This window comes from Nesterenkonia sp. E16_10 (assembly GCF_017347085.1).
GTDB lineage: Bacteria > Actinomycetota > Actinomycetes > Actinomycetales > Micrococcaceae > Nesterenkonia.
In genome coordinates this window covers 53142-77434 of the sequence record NZ_JADPSA010000002.1, presented here as the reverse complement: position 1 = coordinate 77434, position 24293 = coordinate 53142, and the positions used below count along the sequence as shown (strand labels likewise).

Here is a 24293-nt window from a genome sequence, read left to right as displayed (position 1 = left end):
TCCCGGCTCCACGCCCGGTGAGTCCGCGGTGGACCCCGCCGAGCTGCCCGACGCCGCTCCCGGCTCCACGCCCGGTGAGTCCGCGCCGGTCCACGTGGTCACCGTGGCCCACCCCAAACCCGCCGATGAGCAGGCCGCCGCCGGGACCACCGGCACCACCTGGGCGGACCTGGCCTTCGCCGGCTCCCAGCTGACCCCGGTGGACGCCGCCCTGCTCACCCAGGCCCTGGCGATCACCACCTGGCACGCCCGCAGCCCGTTCTGCGCCGCCTGCGGAACCGCCACCGAGGTGGAGGTCTCCGGCTGGCGACGGACCTGCCCGAACTGCGGCGCGCAGACCTTCCCGCGCACCGACCCCGCCGTGATCACCGCGGTGCTGGACTCCGAGGACCGGATCCTGCTGGGTTCCGCGCACCGCTGGGAGACTCACCGCTATTCCACCTTCGCCGGGTTCGTGGAGGCCGGAGAGTCGGTGGAAGCGGCACTTGCCCGGGAGATCGAGGAGGAGGCCGGCGTCGTCGTCTCCGAGATCCGTTACATGGGGTCACAGTCCTGGCCGTTCCCGCGCTCGCTCATGCTCGGACACTTCGCCGTGACCCACGACCCCACCATGGCCCGGCCCGACGGCGACGAGATCCGCGACGTGCGCTGGTTCACCCGCGCCGAGCTCGCCGAGGCCGCCGAAGCAGGCGAGGTCAGCCTGCCCACCCGCTCCTCGATCTCCCGGGCGCTGATCGAACGCTGGCACGGAGCGGCGATCCACGCATCCTCCGACGCCCGGCCGAGCCCTGCCGCCGGCGGTGCGAACAGGGTCGCCCCTGGCGCAACGAACGGTGCCACCAACGGCCGGAGCGGCCAGGCAGGACAGCAGCCCCGATGAGCCAGCCCGCCTTCTCCTCCAGCTCCTCCACCGGACATGCGCTCTCGGCCACCCAGCTCGCCGCCGCCCCGCCCGAGGCGATCCTTGACGGCCTCGACGAGGAACAGCGCCTGGCGGCCTCCACGCTGAAGGGCCCGCTGTGCATCCTCGCCGGCGCCGGCACCGGCAAGACCCGCGCCATCACGCACCGGATCGCCTACGGGGTCCGGGCCGGGGTCTATGACCCGCACCGGCTGCTCGCAGTGACCTTCACCGCCCGCGCCGCCGCCGAGATGCGCTCCCGGCTCAGCGCGCTGGGCGCCCCCGGGGTCCAGGCCCGCACCTTCCACGCCGCCGCCCTGCGCCAGCTGCAGTACTTCTGGCCGGTGGCCATCGGCGGGACCATGCCGCAGATCCTCGACCACAAGGTCCGGCTGCTCGCCGAGGCGGCACGCCGGCTGCACGTGACCACTGACCGGGCCGCGCTGCGCGACCTGGCCAGCGAGATCGAATGGGCGAAGGTCTCCACGCTGACCCCGGAGTCCTACCTCGAGGTCGCCACCGCCGAGGGCGCCGGCCGCCCCGCGCCCGGGGGAGTGGACCACCGCACCTTCGCGAAGCTGTATCAGTCCTATGAGGACGTGAAGCTGGACAAGCACCTGATCGACTTCGAGGATGTGCTGCTGCTCAATGTGGGCATCCTGGAGGACGACGAGCGGGTGGCCGCCCAGGTGCGCCAGCAGTACCGACACTTCGTGGTCGACGAGTACCAGGACGTCTCCCCGCTGCAGCAGCGGATGCTGGACCTCTGGCTCGGCGGACGCGAGGAGATCTGCGTGGTCGGCGACGCCGCGCAGACCATCTACTCCTTCACCGGCGCCACCCCGGACTACCTGCTCGGCTTCAAGCGCCGCCACCCGGAGGCGAACCTGGTCAAGCTGGTCCGGGACTACCGCTCCACCCCCGAGGTGGTGAAGCTGGCGAACTCGCTGCTGGCCGACCGCACCCGGGAGTCCGTGAAGCTCACCGATCCTGCGCCCTGGCCCGAGCCGCTGCAGCTGATCTCCCAGCGTGAGCGCGGCCCGGTCCCCAAGCTGATCCAGCACGCCGATGATGACACCGAGGCCGGCTGGATCGCCTCCGAGATCAAGGCGCTGCAGGAACAGGGCGTGCCGCTCTCGGAGGTCGCGATCCTCTACCGGACCAACGGACAGTCCCAGGCGTTCGAGCAGAGCCTGGCCACCGCCGGGATCTCGTATCAGCTCCGCGGCTCCGAACGGTTCTTCTCCCGCCGCGAGGTCCGCGAGGCCCTCGCCGCCCTGCGCACCTCCTCGCTGGTCGACGACGCCGGGGACGCGGTGTCCAAAAGCGTGCGCGACATCCTGTCCTCCCACGGCTACTCCGCGAAGGCCCCGGAGGCTACCGGCGCGGTCCGCGAGCGCTGGGAGTCGATGGCGGCGCTGGTCGCCCTGGCGGACCAGCTCTCCACCGAGCGCGAAGACTTCACCATGCGCAGCTTCATCTCCGAGCTGGAGGAACGCTCCGCCGCGCAGCACGCCCCCACCGTTGAAGGCGTCACGCTGGCCTCGCTGCACTCGGCCAAGGGCCTGGAGTGGGAGGCGGTGTTCCTCGCCGGACTCTCCGAAGGCCTGATGCCGATCACCTTCGCGAAGACCCAGAAGGAGGTCGACGAGGAGCGCCGACTGTTCTACGTGGGCATCACCCGCGCCCGAAAGTTCCTCTTCCTCTCCTCCGCCGCCTCCCGGCACACCGGCGGCCGGGGCCGGCGCACCCCGTCCCGGTTCCTGCGCCCGCTGCGCAAGGAGATGGGCATCGAGGAACCCGGGCGGAAGATCATTGCCTCGGGCGGGCCCAGCCCGAACGCCTCAGGCCGGAAGAAGAAGGCCTCCACCTGCTCCACCTGCGGGAAGGTCCTCACCAACGGCACCGAGGTCAAGCGGCGCCGCTGCGAGAGCTGCCCCGCCCGCTACGACGAGGCGCTCTTCGAGAAGCTGCGCGCCTGGCGGAGCGACTACGCCAAGGAGCTCGAGGTGCCCGCGTTCGTGATCTTCACCGACGCCACCCTGGAGGTCATCGCCGAGCGCCGGCCCACCTCGGACGAGGCGCTGCTGAAGGTCCCCGGGATCGGTGAGCGCAAGCTCGAGAAGCACGGCGAGCGGCTCCGCGAGATCCTCAACGAGATCTGAGGCCCGGGCCCGGCCACTGAGCCGGGCGCTGGGCCAGCCGCTGCGCCGGCCGCTGACCACGCAGGAGCGCTACTCGGCGAGCATCCCGGCCAGCAGCGCCGTCTGCGGGGCGACCCCGGAGATCAGCAGGTGCTCGTGCCAGGCGTGGGGCCCTTCGCCGACGGCGCCGAGCCCGTCGAGCACCGGCAGCCCCAGGGCCGAGATGAAGTTCGCATCCGAGGCCCCGCCGACCATCCGAGGACTCAGCTCGCGCCCCAGGCCGGCGGCGACCTGAGCGAGCCGGGCCATCGCGGCCTCCGAGGCCGGGGTGGGATTCATCGGGGGACGGTTGGCATCCACCTGAAGTTCCAGGCGCAGCCGTTCATCGGAGCGGTAGGGCTCGGGCAGGGTGAGCGCGCGCAGCGCATCGGCGACCCGCTCCTGCTCCGCGGTCTCGGTGACACGCACATCGACCAGGCATTCCGCGCGACCGGCGACCACATTGCGCCCAGTTCCGCCCTGCAGCGTTCCCACATTCACGGTGGTGCCCCGCTCCGGCGCCGCCAGGGCGACGATCTCGGGCACCAGGACCGCCAGCGCGTGCACCGCACTGGCCCCGTTCTCCGGCTCGAGCCCGGCATGGGCCTCCACGCCGTGGACCGTGATGTCCGCGAAGACCATCCCCTTGCGCCGGTCCTTCGGCTGGCCGCCGGCGCTGGGCTCAGGCACCAGGGTGACCCGGGAGTCCTTGGCGGCGGCTTCGATCACCGGTCGTCCCGCCACGGAGCCGATCTCCTCGTCCCCGGTGAGCAGCAGCCGGACCGGGGCATGGGCGATCCCTGCCGAGCGCAGGGCCAGCACCGCCCAGATCGTCTGCACGATCCCGAACTTCATGTCCAGCACGCCGGGGCCGGTCAGCCGGTCACCCTCGATGCTCATCGGCCACACGCTCAGCGTGCCGGCCGGCCAGACCGTGTCGTAGTGGCACACCGAGGTCACCGGCGCCTCCGAGGTGACTGGCGCGGCAGCTGCGTCGTCGTCGGACCCCGCGGCGGCGCCGGGCCAGAGCAGCTCGAGCGCATCGCCGTACTCGCCCCCACCGGTGCGCGCCTCGTGGCTCGGCTCGCCCAGCCGCTCGATCGCCAGCGCCCGGATCTCCGTCAGGCCGGCGTCGAGCAGGGTCTTGTCCTGGCTCGGGGTCTCGCAGTGCACGATCCGCCGGAGGTCCTCCAACACGTCGTGGAGGTGCTCGGTGATGAACGTCTGAATCTCCAGCAGCTGGGCAGATGTCAGCACGGCCGTGTCCTCGCGGGTCAGGTGCTCAAGGTCCATGGGTCTCCTTCATCGATGTGTACAGGTGCAGTGCTCTGGGGCGGCCTGGTCTGGCCTGGCGTGACCAGATCGGGGTGGCGGGGTCAGCGGACCGGAACTCCGGGCCCCAGCGGAATCCCGATCGCGAACCAGAGCATGAAGAATAGGAACCAGGACACCAGCAGAGCGACGGCGACCGGGAGCGTCAGCGAGATCAGGGTGCCGATCCCCGCCTTCGGGTAGTAGCGCTGCATGTAGCCCAACACCAGCGCGAAGTAGGGGCTCATCGGAGAGATGATGTTGGTGGGGGAGTCTCCGATGCGGAAGAGCATCTGGGTGACCTCCGGGGAGGTGCCCACGAGCATCAGCATCGGGACCAGCACCGGGGCCATCAGGGTGTACTGGGCGGAGCCCGAGGTGATCGCGAAGTTGAACGTGGCCACCAGCAGCACCACCCCGGCGAAGAGCACCCCGGCGGGCAGGTCCAGCTGCTCGAGCACCTGGGCACCCTCGATGGCCAGCACCGTGCCCATATTGGACCAGCCGAAATAGGCGATGAACTGGGCGGCGGCGAAGAAGAGCACGATGACCCCGGAGAGCTCCTTGATCGAGCGCGCCATCAGTTCCGGGATGTCGCTGGGCCGCGTGATGGTGCCGGCCTTGATGCCGTAGGTGATGCCCACGACCAGGAACGCCAGCGCGATCGGCACGGCCACGTCGGTCAGCAGGGCGGACTCCAGGACGTCGGAGCCCTCACCGCGGAAGGGCGAGACCGGCAGGAACAGCAGTGAGAAGTAGGCGACCAGGAAGACCCCCAGGGCGACCAGCGAGGCCTTCAGCGCCGCGACCTCGCGGCGGCTGTAGGTCAGCAGCTCGGCGTCGTCGGTGATCGCGCCGTCCTGTGTGCCGTCCTGCGAATTCTCGCGTCCTGCCGAGAGCACCGCGGTGGCGGCGCCTCCGGCGGCGTCCTCCTCGTGACGCATGCGCTCGGTCATCTTCACCAGCAGCAGCTCGGTCACCAGGGTGACCACGATCGCCAGCACGATCGCGGAGGCCGCCGAGAAGAAGTAGTTCGCCACCGGGGAGACGACGTAGTCCTCCTCGATCAGCTGCGCGGCGGAGGTGGAGATCCCGGCCAGGAGCGGATCGCTCGCGGTGATCAGCAGGGAGGCGTTGTACCCGGCCGAGGCGGCACCGAAGGCGACGACGGCGCCCAGGACCGCGGAACGTCCGCTCGCCTTGAAGGCGGCGGCGGCCAGCGGGATCAGGATCACGTAGATCGCATCGGAAGCCACCGATCCGGTGACCCCGGTGAGTGCGACGGTGAAGGTCAGCCATTTGCGCGAGACCCGGGAGACGATCACCCGGATGGAGGCGCCGATGAGTCCGGAGCCCTCCGCGACCGCGACGCCCAGCATCACCGTGATGATCAGGCCCAGCGGCGGGAAGGTCACGAAGTTCTCCACCGCGTCGGTGAGCATCCGCTGGAAGCCCTCGGGGTTGAGCAGGCTCTGGACCGCGATGTACTCCCCGTCGGCAGGGTTCTCCGCACCCAGGCCGGTGGCCTCGAGGATCGCGGAGAAGACGACCACGACGACGGAGAGGATCACGAAGAGCCAGAACGGGTGCGGCAGCAGGTTCCCGACTCGCTCGATCACCCGGAGCAGACGAACCAACACCCCCGCTCGGCGCTCCTCGCCTGGAGGCGAATCCTGTTCGTCAAGGGTCTTCTGGGTCATCTGCTTCCCATCTGCCCACTCCTGGAACAGAGAGGCTTCGTGGTCGGGGCCGGGCAACGAGCGGTCAGTCTAATTCAGCCGACATCTCATCGACATTGCCCCAAAAGTCCTCAATTTCACCGGTCCGCCCAGCTCAGAGCTCAGCCGGCGTGGCGATCCGCCCAGCTGACCCCGGCCAGGAACGCGTCGGCCTCCGCGGTGCGCGGGTACTTCGCGACGAGCGCCTTGAACTCCGGTCCGTGCCCGGGCTCGATCAGGTGCGCCAGCTCATGGACCAGCACCGAGTCCTGCACCCAGAGCGGCATCTCGCGCAGCCGTGCGGAGAGCCGGATGGTCCCGGTGGTCGAGGTCGTGGAGCCCCAGCGCTGGTGCTGCTGGGTGGACCAGCTCACCGCCTGCGGCTGCGGGACGCCGTCGAAGTAGCGGGTGGAGAGCGCGCGGGCGCGCTGCGCCAGCTCCTCGTCGCTGCGCGGCCGCCGGGCCGCCCGGCGGCTGAGCTTCTTCTGGAACGCTCGGGCGTGATCTTCGATCTCGCGCCGACTCAGCCGCACCGGGACCCGAAGACGCAGGGTCCCCGCGACCTGATCAGCGGTGATGGTCCGGGTGCGACGAGCAGAGCGCACCACCAGCACCTGCTGGCCGTCCACCGTGATCTCTTGCTGTTGCTGAACCTGCCGCGACGCCATGCCCAGGAGCCTAGCCCGGCCCAAGACTGTGGAAAACTCCGTCGGCGGATTCCAACCTTGACAACATGGGTACATGTTGCCGGGGACAGCGCCAGGGGAGTGGAGTCAGGCCTTCGTGCTTGACGCGCGCACCGTTCAGCTCGGCGCCGGGGCGCAGGCGGTGCGGATCCTCGGCCCGGCACAGCAGACCCTGAAACGCCTCGGAGAGGCCCGGACCGGAGCCGCCGCCGCCTCCGGCACCGCTGACGCCGCCGCCGCCGACGCCGGCACCGAGGACCAGGTGACCCGGGTGCGGGCGCGGCGGCAGCTGGCGGCGGTGCTGATTGACGGGCTGCCCCGCCCGGGCGCGCTGCTCGCCGAACAGCTGGCCCGGCTGCCGCTGGGTCTGCTGCTGCTGCGCGATGACCACCCGGTGGATCGCGAGGATGTGGCGGAGGGGTACCCGGCGGCGGCCGTCGGTCACACCCGCGCCGTGGCCGTCCGGCGCTCCTGCATGCGGCAGAACCCCGAGATGACCGTGCTGACCTGCTCGGAGCCGCCCCCGCAACCACCGGCCAGCCCGGAGACCGCCGCCTCCGGGCTCCCACAGGAACCGGTGGACATCCACGTGATCTTCGCCGTCCGCGCCGTCGACCCGACACGGCTCCGCGCCGCCGCCGCCCGGGCCCGGCTGGTGCTGCCGGTGGTGCGTGCCCCTGAGCAGTGGCAGATCGGACCGCTGCTCAGCCGTGAGCGCGGACCCTGCCCGCAGTGCTTGGAGCTCTACGGCACCGCATCCGACCCACACTGGACGGCGGCGCAGGCCGCGCTCGCAGAACAGTCCCCGATCGATGCACGGAGCAGCCTCTCCGAGGGGGACCCCGGGTTCGCCGGGCATGCGGCACCCGCGGAGGAGGCCGCCGCAGCGGTGGTGGCGAGTCTGCTGGCCCGCGAGATCCAACTCGTCATCGACGGGCAGTTCATGCCGCAGACCGCGAGGCGCAGGATCGGGCTCGGCGCCGCGACCGGGTGGCTCAGCCTGGAACCGGTGACCGCGCATCCCGAATGCGAGTGCCGACTGCGCACTCCCGGACCCGGGTGAACAGATCCGGAGCGCCACGCCAGCGTCAACGTGGAACCGGAGACTTCATCCTGTGGCGAACTGACCGCGCTCATACAGACATCACCGAGCCGCGCTGGATACGCTGGAGTTTCTCAGGCCGAACCAGGATCACCACAGGGAGCGTCCGATGAGCCAGAACAACTCCGGCAACAACGACCAGGGCAACGGGGAAGACCCACGTGACCCCATGGAGGAGTTCTTCAAACAGCTCTTCGGCGGGCAGATGCCCGGTCAGACCCCCGGCGATGACGCGGACAAGGACGACGCCGCCAAGCGTGGTCCCAGCATCGGATTCACCGGCACCCCTGGTGCGCCTGGCGCAGCAGGCTCCGGCGAGGCAGGCGGGTTCCCCGGCTTCCCTCCCGGGTTCGACCCCTCGCAGATCCCCGGCATGGCCGATATGAACCCGCAGATGATGCAGCAGATCATGGGACAGGTCCAGTCCATGTTCTCCGCCATGCAGAACCCCTCCGAGGAGGACAAGGGGCCGGTCAACTGGTCTATGGCGCGCCAGGCCGCGCGTCAGGCCGCCGCCGGTGATGATCCCAGCGTCTCGGCCGCCGAGCGCAAGGAGATCGACGACGCGCTGCGCCTGGCCGATATGTGGCTCGACGGCGCCACCACCTTCGAGACCGCCGGGCAGATCGGCCAGGCCTGGTCCCGCGCCCAGTGGGTGGAGGAGACCTTCGAATCCTGGAAGCGGCTGACCGAACCGGTGGCCGAATCGGTCTCCAAGGCGCTGGGCAGCGCCATCAAGGACCAGCTCGGTGAACAGGGCTCTGGGCTTCCCCCGGAGCTCGAGTCCATGATGGGCGGAGCCGGTGCGCAGCAGATCACCGGCATGATCGAGTCCATGGGCGGCATGGCCTTCGGCATGCAGCTCGGTCAGGCCGTGGGTGCACTCGCCAAGGAGGTCGTCTCCTCCTCGGACACCGGGCTGCCGCTGGCCGGCAACACCACCGCGCTGCTGCCCAAGAACGTGAGTGAGTTCGGCAAGGGTCTCAGCGTGGACAAGCGCGAGGTGCTGCTCTACCTGGCGCTGCGTGAAGCCGCCCGGATGCGCCTGTTCAACAACGCTCCCTGGCTGGAGCAGGACCTGTTCAACGCGGTCGGCCAGTACGCCGCAGGGATCCACATCGACATGGACCGGATCGAAGAGGCCGCCGGCCAGATGGATCCCAACAATCCTGAGGCGATGAACTCGATCCTCGGGGAGGGCCTCTTCCCGGAGGAGCGGACCCCCATGCAGGAGGCCGCGCTCAAGCGGATCGAGACCACCCTGGCGCTGGTCGAGGGCTGGGTCGACGACGTCGTCACCCAGGCCGCTGAACACCTCGAATCGCTGTCCCGGCTGCGCGAGACGATGAACCGTCGTCGTGCCTCCGGGGGACCGGCGGAGGACACCTTCGCGGCGCTGGTGGGACTGGAGCTGCGCCCCCGCCGGCTCCGTGACGCCGCCGCCCTCTGGGCGCACCTGCGCGAGACCGAGGGGATGTCCGGCCGGGATGAGGTCTGGGGTCACCCCGACGTCCAGCCCGACGAGCAGGACCTCGACGATCCCACCGGCTTCCAGCAGCGCCGTGCGGAGCGCCAGGAAGAGACCGCGAAGATCGACGACGAGCTGCAGAAGCTGCTCGACGGCGGATACGACGGCAAGTCCCCGGGGGCCTGACGTCATCTTCCAGGGACGCTCGTCACAGATGAGATGATGAATCACGATCATCATGACTGAGCGCACCCCGAAACCGAAGAGGCCGAGCCTGCGGAGAAGCCTGCAGGCGGTGGCCGGCACGTCAGCGCTCATCATCGGGCTGCTCAGTCTGGTGCTGCCCAGCCCCTACCTGGTGGAGAGCCCGGGTCCGATCTTCAACACCATCGGTGAGATCGAGGATCAGGCTGTCATCTCCGTCAACGGAGAAGAGACCTTTCCCACGGAGGGTTCACTGAACCTGACCACCGTGTTCGTCGCCGGCGCCCCCACCTCCACGGTGCGGGTCCCGGAGGCCGTCACGGGGTGGCTGAACCCGGGCACCGACATCCAGCCCCACGAGCTGATCTACCCCTCCGGCACCACTGCGGAGCAGGTCCAGCAGCAGAACACCGCCGCGATGACCAGCTCCCAGGACCTCGCGGTGGCCGCCGCACTCAACGAGCTGGGCATCGACTATGACCAGCAGCTCTCCGTCATCGACTTCACCGCCGAGGCGGTCGAGGTCGGCACCGACGACCAGCTCCGGCCCGGCGATCAGGTCACCGCGGCCGCCGGCAGCTCCATCACCGGACTTCAGGGACTGCGTGACGCAGTCAACACCGCCGCAGGTCAGCCGGTAGCATTGACAGTGCTTCGTGATGGTGAGGAGCTCGACTACGAGGTCCCCACCTATCAAGAGGCAGACGGCGACTACTACGTGGGAATCATGCTCGGAAACGAGTTCGTGTTCCCGGTGGATGTCGACATCGAACTCGACGGCGTCGGCGGTCCCAGCGCGGGGCTGATGTTCACTCTCGGCCTCGTGGACTCCATGACCGAGGGGTCCATGACCGGCGGCGAGGATTGGGCCGGCACCGGCACGGTGGATCCGGACGGCACGGTCGGACCCATCGGCGGCATCGCCCAGAAGGTGGTCGGGGCGCGGTCCCAGGGGATCGAGAACTTCCTCGTCCCGGCCGCGAACTGCGCCGAACTCGCAGGGCGGGTGCCCGAGGGACTGGCGACCTACGCCGTCGAGGATGTAGCCGAAGGACGCGCGATCGTGGAGGCGGTCCGCGACTCAGACGAAGACTTCCTCGCAGGGCTCGAGCCCTGCGGAAGCTGAACCGGGAAACCGGTTCAGCCGGGTCAGCACGCTGACCCAGCAGCAGCACCGATGTATCCAAGCACATATATAGAGACGAGGGTTTATCCGTGAGTTTCTCTCAGGGATTCGGGTCCGCGAACCCGTTCGGCGGAGGCCTGTTCGGCTCCGGTCCGGGCGGGGACGGCGGCGACAACTCCGGCGGGTCCGGTTCCGACCGGCCAGCGAGGAGTTCCGGGCCGCGGCGGCCGTCAGCACTGGTGCTGACGATCATCATCATCGCCGCGCTGATCGGCATTTTCGTAGCGTCTTCCGGCTTCTACGCCGAGATCCTCTGGTTCAACCAGGTGGGCTATGACGATGTCTTCTGGACCGAGCGCATCGCCCGGGGTGTGATCTTCGTGGTCGCGTTCCTGCTGATGGCTGGCCTGGTCTGGCTCAGCCTGTTCCTGGCGTTCCGCAACCGTCCCCAGGTGTTGCAGAACCAGATGAACGAGTCGGTGATCCGCTACCAGCGCACGCTGAACTCGATGCGTCGGCTGTTCATGATCGGCCTGCCCGTGCTGATGGGCCTCTTCGCGGGCACCGCGGCACAGGGCAGCTGGGAGAACGTGATGCTGTTCATCAACCAGCAGCCCTTCGGCATGACCGACCCCGAATTCGGGATGGACTTCGCGTTCTTCGTCTTCACCCTGCCTTTCCTCGGGTTCATCAACGGCTTCCTCATCTCGGCCGTCCTGGTCGCCGGCATCGCCGGCATCCTGACCCACTACCTCTTCGGCGGCATCCGCATCGAGGCCAGCGGAAAGTTCGTGGTCGAGAAGGCCGCCCGCTGGCACATCGCCGTGACCGGTGCACTGTTCCTGCTGCTGCAGGGCGCGAACTGGTGGCTCGACCGCTACGCCACCTTGCAGAGCCAGAGCGGCAACTGGGCGGGTGCGCTCTATACCGACGTCAACGCCGTCATCCCGGCGCAGGCGATCCTCGCCGTGGCCGCGGTGCTGGTGGCCGCGATCTTCATCGTCACCGCCGTGACCGGACGCTGGCGCTTCTCCATCATCGGTTCGGCCATGCTGCTGATCACCGCGATCATCGGTGGCGGCCTGGTCCCGTTCTTCGTCCAGGAGTACCAGGTCCAGCCGTCGGAGCGGACCCTGGAGACCCCGTTCATCGAACGCAACATGGAGCTGACCCGCTACGCCTATGACCTGCATGAGATCGAGCAGGAGAGCTACGACGCCGACGCCTCGGCAACCCCGGGCGCACTTGCCGAAGACGCGGCCAACACGGAGAACATCCGACTGCTGGACCCGAACCTGGTCTCCGCCGCATTCGGGCAGTTCCAGCAGTTCCGCCAGTACTACTCCTTCCCGGAGACGCTGAGCTTCGACCGCTACGAGATCGACGGCGAACGCCGCGACACCGTCATCGCCGCCCGTGAGCTGAACGTGCCCACCGATGCCTCCTGGGTCAACCGGCACCTGATCTTCACCCACGGCTACGGACTGGTCGCGGCCAACGCCAACACCGTGACCCCCGAAGGACGCCCCAGCTTCACCCTGCAGGGCATCCCCACCCGAGGCGAGCTCGCCTCGGATGAGGACTACGAGCCGCGCATCTACTTTGGACAGAACTCCCCGCAGTACTCGATCGTCGGCGCACCTGAGGGAACCGATCCGCTGGAGCTCGACCGTCCGGCGTCGGGCGACTCCGACACCGAGACGGTCTACACCTTCGAAGGGGAGGGTGGGCCCTCCGTGGGCGGCCTGTTCAACCGGCTGGTCTACGCCATCCAGTTCCAGTCCCCAGAGATCCTGCTCTCCGGCGATATGAACGAAGAGTCGCAGATCCTCTATAACCGGGAGCCGCGGGAGCGGGTGCAGGAAGTCGCCCCGTTCCTCGACGTCGACCAGAACGTCTACCCGGCGATCGTCGATGGACGGGTGAAGTGGATCGTGGAGGGCTACACCACCTCCAATGACTTCCCGTACTCGGCCCAGCAGCAGCTGGAGCAGGCCACCACGGACACCCTGACTCAGGGGGCCCCGATGCTCACCGGTCAGGTCAACTACATCCGCAACTCGGTGAAGGCGACCGTCGATGCCTATGACGGCTCGGTGGAGCTCTACGCCTGGGACACCGAGGATCCGATCCTGCGGGCTTGGCAGCAGGTGTTCCCCGAGGCTCTGCAGCCTTACGAGAACATGTCGGCTGAGCTGCTGGACCACGTCCGCTACCCCGAAGACATGTTCCGGGTGCAGCGCGAGCTGCTCGGTCGCTACCACGTGACCGACCCCGGCACGTTCTATGAGAACAACGACGCCTGGTCGGTTCCCTCGGACCCGACGGTCGAGGACGAGAACGCGATGGCGCAGCCGCCGTATTACATGACGCTGCAGATGCCCGATCAGGAGGAGCCTGCCTTCTCGCTGACCGGCACGTTCATCCCGCAGATCGCCGAGGGCGCCCAGCAGCGCAACGTGCTCTACGGCTTCCTCGCCGCCGCCGGCGATGCCGGCACCGGCGAGGATGGGGTCAAGGCGGAGGACTACGGTCAGCTGCGGCTGCTCGAGCTTCCGCGTGACACCGCGGTCCCTGGCCCAGGCCAGACTCAGGCGAACTTCGACTCCAACTCGCAGATCTCCCAAGAGCTGAACCTGTTGCGTCAGGGCGCGTCCGAGGTGATCAACGGCAACATGATCACCCTGCCGGCCGGTGGCGGCATCTTGTATGTCCAGCCGGTCTACGTCCAGTCCACCGGCGCGGCGGCCGCCTACCCGGCGCTGCGCAAGGTGCTGGTCGCCTACGGCGAGGAGGTCGGCTTCGCCGACACCCTCGACGAGGCCCTCGACCAGGTCTTCGGCGGCAACTCCGGTGCGGCCGTGGCCGATGGCTCAGGCGTCACCGGTGACGCGGTGGACTCCGAGCTTGACGTGCCCGAGGGTGAAGCCCCGGCGGAGGACGACGCCACCACCGAGGAGGAGCCGGCTGAGGAAGAGGCCACCACCGAGGAGGAGACCGACGCCGAGGAGACCGAGGGTCCCACCGCGCCGACCGGTCCCGCTCAGGAGCGTCTGAACGACGCCCTGGATCGCGCAGGCGAGGCGCTCCAGGACTCGGATGAGGCACTCTCCGACGGTGACTTCGCCACCTATGGCGAGGCCCAGGAGCGGTTGCAGCAGGCCATCGACGATGCCCTGCAGGCCGAGGCTGACCTGGAGGAGTGATCCCCAGGAGCTGATCTGAAACCCGCAGAATCTCCCCGTTCGGACCCTCGTGGTCCGGACGGGGAGGCGGGTGTCAGAGGTCACACACCAAGTCGTTCATTCTGATTTTGCACACAGTCAATGTGTGCGTAGACTAAACAAGTCGCAACGCGGGGTGGAGCAGTTCGGTAGCTCGCCGGGCTCATAACCCGGAGGTCGCAAGTTCAAATCTTGCCCCCGCAACGAGATGAGGCCCCCGACCCGGGGATAAACCGGGTCGGGGGCCTTTTGCTTTGCCCTGCGGTTTCTAGACTCCATTCTGACTTCGGGATTGTTTCGAGAATCCAGTGGAGCATTGCTCTAGACGCCTCGCGGATCGTGCCCGGGTCCAAGGGCTCCTCACGAGCTAGGAGTGCAAGGTGACGTCTTAGGGGCCGAGGCGCCCGCGGTCCGTTCGAGCGGTCTGAACTCGCGCACGAGTGCGGTGGCGCGGCTCCGGAACTCTTGAGGTAGGGGCGTGGCGCTTTCCTCGTGCACCGGCGCATCGAGGAGGTCACGAATAATCCAGGGCGTGGGGTCACGGCGTACGAGGTTGAGCTAGAAGGTCATTCCCACAGGTCAAAGCCCGGGGTGAGGCCGTGAGACTGGTCCACGAGTATTACGCTGACAAGGACTACTGCTCGGCACCGGAGGACCCGTGAAGCGAACCGTGAAGACCGCTAAGCCTGAAAGCAGCCCTGGGGTCTCGGAACAGCTGCACCGGCGGAGGGGGTTGCTGCCCGCCCGGTTGGTGGGATGTCTTTTGATCGGATCGGTCGTGCTTAGTGGATGCTCCGAAGCAGAACAGCCGCCAGGGACAGACGATCTAGCCCACCAAGGTTCTGGGGCGACTCTGGACCCAGAGAATGGATCACCCTCAGGTGAGAGCACCTCGCGTGAGGGGTTGGTCGATGTCGAGGGCGGCTACACCCAGGATGAGCAGCTCGCAGAACTGGAGATCGTCGTGGCGGTCATGCGAGAACACTTCGGTGGTGACGTGGCGACCATCGATGGCGAGCCTTGGACTGCACAGCGCCACGACGCAGAGGTCTCTGCGATGCCGCAGGGAGGCGATGTCTATCGCCACGGGATCGAGTTCAACATCTCACCCCAGGACCTGGAAGAAACCTATGCCCTCGCAGATGAGATCGCCAAGGAACTGGGGCTCACCGAGAATGAGAACAACAGCAACGGGATCGGTCCCCATGGACGTATCTACTACGGTGCCGGACGAGAAGAAGGACGTATCTTTCTCCTCACCGCAGACTCCTCGGAACCAGCAGGAGCTACGTACCAGACCCGGCCTTCAGATGACGAATCCATCATTGGCACCTATGAACGCATAATTGACGAGTTTCGCCGGGAAAACAGGGAAAAGTACAGTCCGGATACTCCTATCGATCCGGAAGAACTTGAGATAGACCACGAGGAGTCCGGTTAAACTGCTGCACCGACCGGGGGACTGACCAGTGTCTCGATGAAGCCCAGGGTCGTTTATGGTCGTGATGCTGATAGACGATTACTGTTCTGACAAGAACTTTTGTCCGGCTCCGGAGGAACCGTGAAGCGAACCGTGAAGACCGCTAAGCCAGAAGAAAACCCGGTGTCCCTGGAAGGGCAGCACCGGCGGAGGGGGTTGCTGCCCGACCGGTTGGTGGGATGTCTTCTGGTCGGATCGGTCGTGCTTAGTGGATGCTCCGAAGCAGAACAGATACCAGGGACAGACCGTCCAGCCCATGAGGGTTCGGAGGCGACTCTGGAGCCAGAGAATGGATCACCATCAGGTGAGAGCGCCTCGCGTGAGGGGTTGATCGATGTCGATGGCGGCTACACCCAGGAAGAGCAACTCGCAGAACTGGAGATCGTCGTGGAGGTCATGCGAGAACACTTCGGTGACGACGTGGCGACCATCGACGGCGAACGATGGACTGCAGAACGCCACGATACCGAAGTCGCTGCTCGACCGCGAGGGGGTGACAAGTACCGCCATGCCGTGAACTTTGACCTGGAGTTGGCAGACCTTGAGGAGGCTTATGCCACTGCTGATGAGATCGCGAAGCACCTGGGACTCACCGAGAATGTGAACAACAGCAACGGTGTAGGCCCCTACGGGCGTATCTACTACGGTGCCGGGCGAGAAGAGGGACGCGTCTTCATCCTGACGGGGGACTCCCCGGACGTGGGAGGCCTCAGATACCGAACCCGACATTCGGATGACGAATCCCTGCTCGACGCCTACGAACACGTCTTGGAGACAAATCGCCAGGAACGTGAGGCGGAATTCGGTCCAGACAACCCGCGTCAGATGGAGGACCTCGAGCGCCACGAAGACGAAGAATCTTCTGACTAGTCCGAGATGCTGTTCATTCAGACGCTCTGGCAAGGGTCGCTCAGCAGCTTGGGCTGAACGTCGAGACTCTGCAATCCGCGACGCGGGTACTTGGTCCCTGTCTCGGCGGTGGAGCCGCGGGTAGCCTCGGGCCCAGACCCCCGGATCCTGGCCGCGGAACCCTTCGATGCGGCAGGACCGGGTGCAAGCGAAAGCGGACCCCCATGGTGGTGGCAGCGACGATACTGGCGATCATCATCTTCTGGAGCGCGCTCTCCGGGCCGCTGGACCGGCGCGGAATCACTCCTGCGCTGTTCCTCGCCGCCGCGGGCTTCCTGTTCGGCGGGTCGATGCTCGGCGTTCTCGACATCTCGGTGGAATCAGAAGCGGTCCAGCGGGTGGCCGAGCTCGCGCTCGTTCTCATCCTCTTCAGCGACGCCACCCGGTTGGACTTCGGCGCGCGTCGCTACACGCTCGGATGGCCCAGACGACTCCTGCTGATCGGGCTGCCTCTGACGATGCTCGCCGGGATCGGCGTCGGGGTGCTCATCTTCCCCACCGTGGCCCTGGCCTCCGTGTTCCTGCTTGCCACGATGCTGGCCCCCACCGACGCGGCGCTGGGCCAGAAGGTCGTCTCCGACCCGGCGGTGGTGACCCGCGTGCGGCACTCGCTGGATGTGGAGAGCGGGCTCAATGACGGACTGGCGGTACCCTTCTTCCTGGTCGCGCTCGAGATCGCGAACGCGGAGCTGCAGACCAGAGTCATCTCGGCGGTGATCAGCAACATGATCACCCAGATCGGCTGGGGGCTCGCCGGCGGGATCGCCGCCGGGATCCTGGGTGGGCTGCTGTTTCGTTTCGCCGACCGACGCGGCTGGATCAGGAGCGAGTGGCGTCAGGTGCTGCTCCTCTCGACGGCGCTGCTCGCCTACACGATGGCGCTGACGCTCGGCGGCAGCGCGTTCATCGCCGCCTTCGTCGGCGGGCTCGCCTTTGGAAGCGTCTCGGGGGCACAAGCGTCTGCCGTCATTCCGCTCACCGAGGAGACCGGCGGTCTCCTCGCAGCCGTCGTGTGGATCGGATTCGGAGCACTCGCCTTCACCCTGGTCATCCCGAACATCACCTGGCAGGTGCTCCTCTATGCCACGCTCAGTCTGACCCTGATCCGGATGGTCCCTGTGGCGATCGCCTTCGCCGGCCGTGGGGTCCCGTGGCAGACGGTGGTCTTCATCGGGTGGTTCGGTCCGCGAGGACTGGCCTCGCTGGTGTTCGCGCTCATCGTTCTCCAGCGCGGGGTCCCGGAGGGCGAGGTGGTGCTGACCACGGTGGTCGTCACCATCGCGCTCAGCGTCGTCCTTCACGGACTCAGCTCTGTCCCGCTGGTGGCGGCCTACCATCGCTGGTCCGAGAGCCACAACGGCGGCAACGGCCAGGAGCAGCCCTCCGACATCCCGCTTCCCTGATCACCGCGCCGCCCCCGACTCTCCATGCGCTGCTGCCGGCGCCCGAGGCTGCGCAGGCTCAGCCTCCACGGAGGGTGGCCGCTGCAGCAGTTCGAGCAGCACGATGGCCAGGAGCGCACCGCATACGGTCCACAGGATCACCTCCGGGGTCAACGGCCTGAGAAGCAGCACGACCGCGGCGCCGATGACGGTGATGCCGATCCGGATGGAGCGGCGGGCACGGTGCAGGAACGCGCCGAACCGGCCCGTGGTCACCCCGGCGTTCTCCGCTGCCGCTCGGAGGTGTTCGGCCGAGTCCACGGTCAGGCGTCGTACCGCGACGGCCCCGCGGAACGGACCGGCGAAGTAGCTGAGGGCCGCGAGGGTGACGCCAGCCGTGCCGAGGGCGAGCGCGGTGGAGTAGAGCAGGGGCACCAGGGCGTCGTAGATCGCCTCGGCGGCCTCCGGGGGCAGGTACTGCGGCGAGACCGCGGCGACCGCGAGGACACGTCCGAGCGCGACGCCGATCGCGAGCAAGGCCATCGCGAACGCCAGGCCGACCCCGGCCCAGATCAACGCCCTCGCCCTCCGCCCCGCGACGAGGACGCCGAGCGTGATCAGGCCGATGCCCACCCAGGGGAGCACGAATCCGAGCACATCCACCGCCTGGTAGGCGGTTCGTGCCTGGACGAGCTCATCGGACTGCGCGACGACGAGTGTCCGATCGACCTCGGGGATCCGCTCGGCCAGCGCAAACCCCTGCGCGGTCAATTGTTCCTTGACGGAGGCGACGAGGGGTCCGAGCTGGATGCCTACCTCGCCGGATTCGCTGATCACGACGGCGCCGGAGGTGTCTCCGCTGAGCGCGGCGATCAGCCGGGCGTGGCTGATCCGCAGCGCCTGGTCCCAGACCTGCTCAAAGGTGTCAGAGGCGATGAGCCGCTCGGTGGTGGACCGGATCTGGGACTGCGCGCCTTCCACTGCGGGCTGTTCGAGCAGCTGGAGCGCGTCGGAGGCCCGGGGTGGAAGGTCCAACGTCGCGATCCCGTCGAAGAGGTCGGAGGTGACCGTCTCGATGTCGATCTCCTCGTTGATCGCCGCGGTGATCTCCTCGACCAGAAAGGCCTGGAAGGCGGGGTCCTCGATGATCGGTGCCATCGTCGCGACGAACTGATCGGTGTCGTTGACCTCGGCCTTCGTCCACGCGGCGACGACGGCGAGCGGGGCCATGACCACACCGAGCAGGATCAGCAGCGTCGCGAGGAACGCGCGTCCTCTGGCGGCCCGGCGTGTGCGTGTGGGCGGCGGCTGCACCTGCTGGGTCTCGAGCCGCGACCGCAGCCGGGCGACCTCCTCAGACAACCTGGCGATCTCCTGGTCCCGGGTCTCTGTGGGATCCATGTGCTCTGCGCCTCTCGATCTGGAGGATGGCGGGACTCATCGTCAGCGCGAGGATCGACGGAGGCTGAACGGCCGCTGGTCTCTCCACCATGCAGCGGACCACTCCGCGCGAGTAGAGCCGTAGGTCCCCTCGGCCGGAGTCTCGGGCCTGTGGCAGAGTGTCGTGCACCGACACGGTGGTGAGCAGAGTCAGGAGGAGCCGGACCGATGAGACGCCAGAAGCTCGAGCGCCACCAGGTCTGGCTCTACCTCGGCGCCGTCCTGCTGGGACTGGTCCTGGGCACGCTGGCACCGCAGCTGGCCGGCACCGCCGATGCGCTGCTCTGGCCGGTCCTGGGGCTGCTGCTCTACGCGACGTTCACCCAGGTGCCGATGGCGGCGGTGCCCGCAGCGTTCGCCGAGGGGCGCTTCATGGCGGCGGCCCTGTTCGGGAACTTCGTCCTGCTGCCGGCAGCGGTCTGGGTGATGGTCCAGTTCCTCCCGGATGATCAGGCCCTGCAGCTGGGCCTGCTCCTGGTGCTGCTGGTGCCGTGCACCGACTGGTTCATCAGCTTCAGCCAGCTGGGCTCAGGCGACGCCGCCCGGGCGACCGCACTGACCCCGGTGCTGCTGGTGCTCCAGCTGCTGCTCCTGCCGTTGTACCTGTGGCTGATCTCAGATGCTGACCTGCGGGTGGTGTTCGCGCCGGCAGACATCTGGCCCGCCGTCGTCGTGGTGCTGCTGCCGCTGGGACTGGCCGTCCTGACCGAGGCCTGGGCCGCACGCCGACCGGCAGTGGCCGCCGCCGTCGACCGCCTGGGGTGGGGACCGGTGCCGCTGCTGGCGGTGGTGGTGCTGCTCGTCGCCATCGCGAACGTCGGTGCGGTCCTGGCGGACCTGCATCTGCTGCCGATCGTCCTGGGAGTGGTGGCGCTGTTCCTGGCGACCAGCCTGTTGTTCTCGAGGACCCTGGCCAGCGTGGCAGGCCTGGACCTGGCACAGGGACGCACGCTGGCGTTCTCGATGGGCACCCGCAACTCCTTCATCGTGCTGCCCTTCGCGCTGGCGCTGCCCGCGGGCTGGGAGACCGCCGCGATCGTGGTGGTCATGCAGTCTCTGATCGAGCTCTTGGGCATGACCTTCTGCGTCTGGTTCATTCCGTGGGTGCTCTTCCCGGACTCCCGCCGATCAGCGGTGCCGGGGTCCGGTCAGGCTCAGTAGGTGAAGTTGCGGCTCGCGGAGAGGTTGATGCCTTCCCCGGTGAGCTGGTTCCAGCAGGACATCTGCGACTGGAAGGAGGTGCAGGCGAAGAACTCGTTCGAGGCCGTCTGCCCGTAGCCCAGCACCTGCTGCCCCTGCTGGGGCACCGGGTTCTCGCAGTCGGGTTCGGCGGTGCGGTCCACCCGGATGGCGTAGGTGACACCCTCGGTGCACCCCTCGGGTGCGCTGAAGCTGTGCTGCAGCACCCGGCAGCGCAGCGTGTCTGCGAGCTCGCAGACCACATTGCCATCGGGGGAGACGAAGGAGCTCAGCGGCTGGCCCTGCGCGGGGAAGGACGCCTGGATCCAGGCGGAGCCCATGTCTGCAACGGTGCCGCGCAGCGCGTTGGGGGTCTGCTCAGACTCGCGCAGGTCCAGGAACAACGCCGCCGCGTGCGTGTTGTCGCAGCTGTCCTGCAGCCCGAGGAGTGCGTCTCGAACCAGGGTGGCGTCCTCTGACTCGACCCAGCTGCCGTTCTCTGAGGCCGCTGAGGCCAGGTCCAGGAAGACCTCGCGGTCCGCGGCGGGGGAGTCGCAGCTGGACTCTTGAGGAAGCGCGGCCAGCTCGGCGCGCCGCTCGTCTGGAGTCGGAGGTTCTTCCGTGGGGCTCGGCTCAGGCTCCTCCGCGGGTTCGTCCTCAGGCTCCTGGGAAGACTGGGCCTGCGCCGGGGATTCTGCGGCGGTGGAGTCCTCGGGGGACCCTCCGTCCAGCAGGGACAGCGCCAGAGCGCTCAGGGCGATCAGCACCAGGACCGGCAGCAGCACGGTGAGCAGGAACTTCGGAGCCCTGGAGCGGCGCCTACGAGGCGGCGCGGCAGACCTGACTGCGCCGGACCGGGCAGGCGCGGCGATCGGAGAGTTGCCGGTTCCGTCCTGGCCGGGTGCCGGGGCAGGGGGAGGGGGCGGGGGAGACGGGTCCGCGGGGGTCTGAGCCGATGGCGCGCTCTGTGCCGGGGTGCCTGCAAGTGCTGGGGGAGTCGCCGGGTCTGTGGGCTCCGGCTGCGCCGCGGCGGCTGCCAGGGCGTCGCGCCGTCGGGTCAGGGCCGCGTCGATCTCCGGGTCACCGAGGGAGGCGAGGGCTTCGAGCAGCTCAGGGTAGGTGGCAGGGTTCTCCGCGACGGTCGGGCGCAGGGCCGGGTGGTTCTCCGCGATCGAGTGCAGAGTGTCCCAATCGGTGCGCGGGTCGGCGGCGATGGCACTGAGCTCGTGATCGTTCGAAGCCATGCGTTCCTTTTCAGTTCCGACGACGCAGCACCAGGCCAGCCGTTCAGTGTGAACAATTCGTTGCGTCCGAAGTGTACTCTCGTCGCAGGAACCGGGTGAGGTGGATCCAGATCAGTTCTGCAGCTGATAGCTCTCGCGCGCCATGAAGAACCCGTCGCCCGTCTCGGTGTTCCAACACTCGAAGCCTGACTCCGAGGAGACGCAGGCGAACCGACCATTGCCGGCGGACTGGCCGTACTGCAGGGTCGCCGAGTTCTCGCCCTCGGTGCTGCCGCAGCCCAGCTGCGGATCCTCGGACCCCACCGAGAAGCGTGCGGGACCGTCACAGTTCTCTTCAGTGTCGAAGCTGTAGTCGAGGATGCTGCACTCGAGCTCATCCTCCCCGATGATGCAGTTGATGTTCCCCGAGGGTGCGGTGAACGCCGGGATGTCCTGGGCGTCCTCGGGTGCGGGACGCACGATCTCGGCGTCCTCCTCCTCGGGGGCCTCGGATTCAGCGCCCTGAGCTCCCGTCTCCTCCGGGTCCTGGCCCTGTTCGTTCTGGTCCTGGGAGATCGAGGTCTCCTCGGACGGCTCGTCATCGCCGCTGAAGACCCCATTGAAGATCAGGAAGTAGGCGGCCACCACGGCGGCCGCGGCGACCAGCAGGATCAGGAAGAGGATCGCGCAGGTGCCGCCGTGACGACGGCGCGGCTCCGGTTCGGCGTAGGGCGCCTGGCTGGCCGGAGCTTCCCAGGGAGCGGGACCGGGACGGGACTCCCATGGAGCCGGGCCGGTCGGGGCGGCGGGGTAGTAGCCGTGACGTGGCTGCGACGGGGCATAGTCCTGCGGGCGCTCCTGGCGCACGGCGGAGAACTCATCCTCCCCGGGGTCGGGGCGAGGGCCGGTTCCGGCAGCGCGTCGGGCCAGCGCGGCGTCCACGGCTGGATCGTGGAGCTCGGCCAGCCACTGGAGCAGCTCGGGATAGGTGTTGGGGTTCTGCGCGATCAGCGGTCGAAGCTCGGGATGGTCTCCGGCGAGCATCTGCAGCTGGACCTGGGGCGTGTTCGGATCTGCCGCGCGGGCGGCGGGACCGGTGGGGCTCTGATGTGGTCCGTCAGTCATGTGTTCTCCATGGTCGAAGGTTCCGCGTACGGCATCCTCGGGACATCATGCCCGAACCAGATCTGTTTTTCAGGTCAGCTGACCTTGTGCTCCGCGGTGATCTCCACGAAATATCGATGCAGCCGGTGATCCGGGGTCAGCTCTGGATGGAAGCTCGCCGCCAGGATCCGTCCCTGCCGAACCGCCACCGGCCGGTCCTGCCAGGAGGCGATGACCTCCACCTCGGTGCCCAGGGACTCGATCACCGGGGCGCGGATGAACACGGCCTCCAACGGGGTCTTGTCCTCCCCGGGGAGCCCTGCCACCTCGAGCGGTCCGACGAAGGATTCCAGCTGGCCGCCATAGCCGTTGCGCCGGACCACGACGTCCAGGCCGCCGATGCGTTCGAAGCCGGTGAGCGCCTCGGCGTCGAGGATCTGATCCGCCATCAGGATCATCCCGGCACAGGTCCCGAACATCGCCATGCCCTCGGCGTGCCGCTCCCGGATGGACCCCAGCAACCCCACCGGGGCGGCCAGCCGGGCCATGGTGGTGGATTCCCCGCCGGGCACGATCAGCCCGTCCAGGCCCTCGAGCTCGGAGGGTCGACGCACGGTGGAGACCTCAGCGCCAGCCGCGCGCAGGGCGCGGGCATGCTCGGCCACGGCCCCCTGCAGCGCCAGGACCCCGATGCGGGGTGTGCTCACCAGCCGCGCTCAGCCAACCGGTGCGGGGCCGGGAGGTCCGCGACGTTGATGCCGACCATCGCCTCGCCCAGGCCCTTGGAGGCCTCTGCGACCACGGCGGGATCGTCGTAATAGGTGGTGGCCTTCACGATCGCGGCGGCGCGCTCGGCGGGGTTTCCGGACTTGAAGATGCCCGAGCCGACGAAGACGCCGTCGGCGCCCATCTGCATCATCATCGCGGCATCGGCGGGAGTGGCCACGCCGCCGGCGACGAAGAGGACCACCGGGAGGCGGCCTTCGCGGGCGATCTGCTTGACCAGCGCGTAGGGAGCCTGCAGGTCCTTCGCGGCCAGGTAGAGCTCATCCTCAGCCAGCGAGGTCAGCCGGGCGATCTCACCGTTGATCGTGCGGATGTGCTTCATCGCCTCGGAGACGTCGCCGGTGCCGGCCTCGCCCTTGGAGCGGATCATCGAGGCGCCCTCGGTGATCCGGCGCAGCGCCTCACCGAGGTTGGTCGCGCCGCAGACGAAGGGCACCTTGAACTTGGACTTGTCGATGTGGTGGATGTAGTCCGCGGGGGAGAGGACCTCGGACTCGTCGATGTAGTCGACCTTGAGGTGCTCGAGGATCTGCGCCTCGACGAAGTGGCCGATCCGGGCCTTGGCCATCACCGGGATGGAGACCTCATCGATGATGCCGGTGATCAGATCGGGGTCGGACATCCGGGCGACGCCGCCGGTGGCGCGGATGTCGGCGGGCACCCGCTCGAGCGCCATGACGGCGACGGCACCGGCGTCTTCGGCGATGCGCGCCTGCTCGCGGGTGACCACGTCCATGATCACGCCACCCTTGAGCATCTGGGCCAATCCGGTGTTCACCGCGGTGGCACCGGTGGCGGCAGCAGTGTGCGTGGTGGACTCAGTGGTCACGGAGGTCTCCTGAAGGTTTAGGTTGCTGCGACGACAAT

Annotated in this window: 18 protein-coding genes and 1 tRNA gene; 11 read left to right on the top strand and 8 right to left on the bottom strand. The window is 68.1% G+C overall.

Translation table 11 applies throughout. From position 1 onward, the window contains the following. Positions 1-880, top strand: an 880-nt coding sequence (nudC, locus tag I2487_RS01695) for an NAD(+) diphosphatase (protein WP_207172996.1), incomplete at its 5' end; no start/stop codon positions are given. Next, the gene (locus tag I2487_RS01690) at positions 877-3066 is read left to right on the top strand and encodes an ATP-dependent DNA helicase UvrD2 (RefSeq protein ID WP_207170653.1); all 2190 of its coding nucleotides are present in this window, start codon (positions 877-879) and stop codon (positions 3064-3066) included. The genes nudC and I2487_RS01690, both read left to right, overlap by 4 nt. 69 nt (positions 3067-3135) lie before the next feature. Here the strand turns inward: I2487_RS01690 and I2487_RS01685 are convergent, their stop codons facing one another. The 3 genes from I2487_RS01685 to I2487_RS01675 all read right to left on the bottom strand — a co-directional run bounded on the left by I2487_RS01685 (position 3136) and on the right by I2487_RS01675 (position 6781). Then, the gene (locus I2487_RS01685) at positions 3136-4377 is read right to left on the bottom strand and encodes a M20 family metallopeptidase (protein WP_207170654.1); all 1242 of its coding nucleotides are present in this window, start codon (positions 4375-4377) and stop codon (positions 3136-3138) included. Between the two features lie 83 nt (positions 4378-4460). After that, positions 4461-6095 carry an AbgT family transporter gene (locus I2487_RS01680; protein ID WP_207170655.1) on the bottom strand — a complete coding sequence of 545 codons (1635 nt, stop codon included), beginning with the start codon at positions 6093-6095 and terminating at the stop codon, positions 4461-4463. 140 nt (positions 6096-6235) lie between these two features. Beyond that, positions 6236-6781: a M48 metallopeptidase family protein gene (locus I2487_RS01675; protein ID WP_207170656.1), complete on the bottom strand. Its 546-nt coding sequence runs from the start codon at positions 6779-6781 to the stop codon at positions 6236-6238. A gap of 115 nt (positions 6782-6896) precedes the next feature. Here I2487_RS01675 and I2487_RS01670 point away from each other — a divergent pair, with 115 nt between their 5' ends. The 8 genes from I2487_RS01670 to I2487_RS01635 all read left to right on the top strand — a co-directional run bounded on the left by I2487_RS01670 (position 6897) and on the right by I2487_RS01635 (position 17715). Further along, positions 6897-7862 (top strand): hypothetical protein, encoded by a 966-nt coding sequence (locus I2487_RS01670; RefSeq protein WP_207170657.1) that lies wholly within the window; start codon positions 6897-6899, stop codon positions 7860-7862. 148 nt (positions 7863-8010) lie between these two features. Then, positions 8011-9555 carry a zinc-dependent metalloprotease gene (locus tag I2487_RS01665; protein WP_207170658.1) on the top strand — a complete coding sequence of 515 codons (1545 nt, stop codon included), beginning with the start codon at positions 8011-8013 and terminating at the stop codon, positions 9553-9555. Positions 9556-9607: 52 nt separating this feature from the next. Continuing rightward, complete coding sequence (locus I2487_RS01660) at positions 9608-10699, top strand: YlbL family protein (protein ID WP_207170659.1); 1092 nt, start codon at positions 9608-9610, stop codon at positions 10697-10699. An 89-nt stretch (positions 10700-10788) separates the two neighbouring features. Continuing rightward, on the top strand, positions 10789-13905 hold the full coding sequence (locus I2487_RS01655) for a UPF0182 family protein (RefSeq protein WP_207170660.1): 3117 nt from the start codon (positions 10789-10791) through the stop codon (positions 13903-13905). A gap of 148 nt (positions 13906-14053) precedes the next feature. Next, a tRNA-Met gene (locus I2487_RS01650) sits at positions 14054-14127 on the top strand. A 700-nt stretch (positions 14128-14827) separates the two neighbouring features. Next, a complete protein-coding gene (locus I2487_RS01645; protein WP_207170661.1) occupies positions 14828-15364 on the top strand; it encodes a hypothetical protein in 537 nt (178 codons plus the stop codon). A gap of 132 nt (positions 15365-15496) precedes the next feature. After that, the gene (locus I2487_RS01640) at positions 15497-16273 is read left to right on the top strand and encodes a hypothetical protein (protein WP_207170662.1); all 777 of its coding nucleotides are present in this window, start codon (positions 15497-15499) and stop codon (positions 16271-16273) included. 209 nt (positions 16274-16482) lie between these two features. Beyond that, a complete protein-coding gene (locus I2487_RS01635; protein WP_207170663.1) occupies positions 16483-17715 on the top strand; it encodes a cation:proton antiporter domain-containing protein in 1233 nt (410 codons plus the stop codon). Here the strand turns inward: I2487_RS01635 and I2487_RS01630 are convergent, their stop codons facing one another. Then, positions 17716-19095, bottom strand: coding sequence for a hypothetical protein (locus I2487_RS01630; protein ID WP_207170664.1), 1380 nt, complete (start codon positions 19093-19095; stop codon positions 17716-17718). A 207-nt stretch (positions 19096-19302) separates the two neighbouring features. On the opposite strand from I2487_RS01630, the gene I2487_RS01625 reads away from it, so the two are divergent. Beyond that, on the top strand, positions 19303-20295 hold the full coding sequence (locus I2487_RS01625) for a bile acid:sodium symporter family protein (protein ID WP_207170665.1): 993 nt from the start codon (positions 19303-19305) through the stop codon (positions 20293-20295). On the opposite strand, the gene I2487_RS01620 is transcribed toward I2487_RS01625, so the two are convergent. The 4 genes from I2487_RS01620 to pdxS form a co-directional block, all read right to left on the bottom strand. Next, positions 20289-21557 (bottom strand): variant leucine-rich repeat-containing protein, encoded by a 1269-nt coding sequence (locus I2487_RS01620; RefSeq protein WP_207170666.1) that lies wholly within the window; start codon positions 21555-21557, stop codon positions 20289-20291. The two genes, I2487_RS01625 and I2487_RS01620, sit on opposite strands and share 7 nt — an antisense overlap. Positions 21558-21668: 111 nt before the next feature. Beyond that, positions 21669-22661, bottom strand: a complete 993-nt coding sequence (locus tag I2487_RS01615; RefSeq protein WP_207170667.1) for a variant leucine-rich repeat-containing protein — start codon at positions 22659-22661, stop codon at positions 21669-21671. A gap of 74 nt (positions 22662-22735) precedes the next feature. Continuing rightward, positions 22736-23347, bottom strand: a complete 612-nt coding sequence (gene pdxT / locus I2487_RS01610) for a pyridoxal 5'-phosphate synthase glutaminase subunit PdxT (RefSeq protein WP_345941297.1) — start codon at positions 23345-23347, stop codon at positions 22736-22738. Next, a complete protein-coding gene (gene pdxS, locus I2487_RS01605) occupies positions 23344-24255 on the bottom strand; it encodes a pyridoxal 5'-phosphate synthase lyase subunit PdxS (protein WP_345941296.1) in 912 nt (303 codons plus the stop codon). The genes pdxT and pdxS overlap by 4 nt, the downstream gene beginning before the upstream one ends. Between the last annotated feature and the right edge of the window lie 38 nt (positions 24256-24293).

Bases quoted from the DNA above. Each gene is read 5' to 3' on its own strand.
- I2487_RS01690 (WP_207170653.1), top strand. From the start codon at position 877: ATGAGCCAGCCCGCCTTCTCCTCCAGCTCCTCCACCGGACATGCGCTC.
- I2487_RS01685 (WP_207170654.1), bottom strand. From the start codon at position 4,377: ATGGACCTTGAGCACCTGACCCGCGAGGACACGGCCGTGCTGACATCT.
- I2487_RS01680 (WP_207170655.1), bottom strand. From the start codon at position 6,095: ATGACCCAGAAGACCCTTGACGAACAGGATTCGCCTCCAGGCGAGGAG.
- I2487_RS01675 (WP_207170656.1), bottom strand. From the start codon at position 6,781: ATGGCGTCGCGGCAGGTTCAGCAACAGCAAGAGATCACGGTGGACGGC.
- I2487_RS01665 (WP_207170658.1), top strand. From the start codon at position 8,011: ATGAGCCAGAACAACTCCGGCAACAACGACCAGGGCAACGGGGAAGAC.
- I2487_RS01660 (WP_207170659.1), top strand. From the start codon at position 9,608: ATGACTGAGCGCACCCCGAAACCGAAGAGGCCGAGCCTGCGGAGAAGC.
- I2487_RS01630 (WP_207170664.1), bottom strand. From the start codon at position 19,095: ATGGATCCCACAGAGACCCGGGACCAGGAGATCGCCAGGTTGTCTGAG.
- I2487_RS01625 (WP_207170665.1), top strand. From the start codon at position 19,303: ATGAGACGCCAGAAGCTCGAGCGCCACCAGGTCTGGCTCTACCTCGGC.
- I2487_RS01620 (WP_207170666.1), bottom strand. From the start codon at position 21,557: ATGGCTTCGAACGATCACGAGCTCAGTGCCATCGCCGCCGACCCGCGC.
- I2487_RS01615 (WP_207170667.1), bottom strand. From the start codon at position 22,661: ATGACTGACGGACCACATCAGAGCCCCACCGGTCCCGCCGCCCGCGCG.